The sequence below is a fragment of the Limnofasciculus baicalensis BBK-W-15 genome, from assembly GCF_024178385.1.
GTDB classification, from domain to species: domain Bacteria; phylum Cyanobacteriota; class Cyanobacteriia; order Cyanobacteriales; family Coleofasciculaceae; genus Limnofasciculus; species Limnofasciculus baicalensis.
The window spans coordinates 1-1,953 of the sequence record NZ_JAMZMM010000633.1 but is presented as its reverse complement, the minus strand read 5'-3'; the positions used below and the strand labels follow the sequence as shown (position 1 = coordinate 1,953).

3 protein-coding genes are annotated in these 1,953 nt (G+C 43.6%); 2 read left to right on the top strand and 1 reads right to left on the bottom strand.

The genetic code is table 11. From position 1 onward, the window contains the following. Window positions 1-206: 206 nt before the first annotated feature. Window positions 207-650, top strand: coding sequence for a PIN domain-containing protein (locus tag NJ959_RS28990; RefSeq protein ID WP_254015225.1), 444 nt, complete (start codon window positions 207-209; stop codon window positions 648-650). After that, window positions 647-859: a hypothetical protein gene (locus NJ959_RS28985; RefSeq protein ID WP_254015224.1), complete on the top strand. Its 213-nt coding sequence runs from the start codon at window positions 647-649 to the stop codon at window positions 857-859. Before NJ959_RS28990 ends, NJ959_RS28985 begins: the two co-directional genes overlap by 4 nt. Window positions 860-905: 46 nt before the next feature. Here NJ959_RS28985 and NJ959_RS28980 read toward each other — a convergent pair. Further along, window positions 906-1,953, bottom strand: a 1,048-nt coding sequence (locus NJ959_RS28980; protein WP_254015223.1) for an AAA-like domain-containing protein, incomplete at its 5' end; no start/stop codon positions are given.

Sequence of the window (1,953 nt, the reverse complement as noted above, 5' to 3'; positions counted from 1 at the left end):
ATGTTGTAGGGGCGGGTGAGAGCGCAGAAAATTGGCAACCTACAGATAATATACCTTCAAAACCCTCCCCCATCCAACGATGAGGGAAGTAGGGGGAGTGGGCAATGAGTTGAAGCATTGCAGAATTAATTAAAATATCAAAATGCTGCGCGACAGAGCTGCCAACAATCCCGATCAGAAACTGCGAGAATGAAGGATGGAAGTTAATGGACTTGATTTATTTGGATTACAACTGCTTCCAGCGTAGGTTTGACGATTCCAGCCAGATTCGGATTCAGATGGAAGCCTTAGCCTGCCAAGAAATATTCAACAAAGCAGAAACCCAAACACTCCAACTCATTTGGTCATTCATGCACAACGATGAAACGCAACTCTGCCCCTTTCCAGAGCGTCGAGACTTTGCCTGGGAGCTTTCCACCCTTTGTCAAACTAGAATTGCACCAGAGCCAGCCATCTACACCCTGGCTCAATTCTTCATGGAGCAGGGAAAGTTCTCCGCAAAAGATATTCTACACGTTGCGTGTGCCAGCCATGCTCGGGCAGACTTTTTCCTCACCTGTGATGATGCCCTGCTACGGCAAGCCAGAAAGCTAACATTGGCTTGTGAAGCGATGAACCCAGTTGACTATATTCGGAGAGAAACCCCATGACAGACTCTACCCAAACGATTAATGATGCTCAGTTGAGAGTGAAAGGAATTGCTGCCCTCAAAAAAGAATTTGGCATGGCAGCTACATTACGGTTTCTGGCACTAATGCAGCAAAACCCAACAGACTATGTAGAAATCTCTCGTCAAATTTATCAAGAGCAGTCGCTAGACGAAATTTTTGTTAGAGCCAAACAAAACTGGAAAGGCTAATTTATTTTAATCGGATAAGTGATCTAAAAATCCATCCATGTCTAACCTAACTATGGCAATTTAAAAAATACTGACGATATAAATCGCAACTAGGCACAACATTCCCGCCCATCAACCGCACTAAACCCATACTGCGTAACTTCAACGCCGGGATGCGATTTAATTCTACTGGTGTTGTTGAAGAAACAACTCGATCTAAAGCTGCAAGTAATTCTGGATAGAGTTGGAGATTCAATAATTGCTGATGGAGGTGTTCCCCGTAAACTCTGCCCTTGCTAGCAGACTTGGGCATCAATTCCTCTAGGGTGACATCCTGATGGGCGATGTGGTAAAGGGCTTTTTGGACTAGATAGGGATAGCCGCCAACTAATGACATTAACTTTTCTACCTTATCATTGTCCCAATTTAGTCCGTGACGATTTGCTAAATCTTGGATTTCCTCTGGAGTAAACTCAGGTAACTCAATTGACAGTCCAATATTAAACGGCGATAGATTAATATTTTGAGAGATATTGGTGGTACTGGAATGAACCACTACTAACCGTAATTTTTGCCAAACATCGCTCAGGCTATTGCCATACTTAGCTTTTTCATACCAATTCCGCAGCAAACCGAGAAAATCTGAGGCAATTTCCTGATATTGACAGAGGCAATCAAATTCATCTATGGCGAGGACTACGGGACTATTAATTTCCGCTAAAAGATAATTCTCAAAATAATCAGTGGCACTGGAATTGCCGCCGATAATATCATCCCAATAATCGACCAACCGATTCGGCAAACCCAGACTTTTCCCCACACTAGCACAAAACCACTGTAAAAATCGATCTAAATTAGTGAAAATATTGCTACCAGCAAGCTGAAAGCTTAAAGTTACCGTGCGATATCCCTCTTCTCTTGCCTGATGTAAAATCCTCGCCATCAGAGAAGTTTTACCCATTTGCCTGGGGGAATGAATCCGAATCAATCCACCCGGTTGGGTAATCGTATTGTAACAGCGGTTTTCGATAGAGGAACGTTCAATATAAAACGCAGAATCGAGAGGTACTTGCCCTCCGGGTATTTGAGGCAGTGGGGAATGGGGAGTGGGGAGT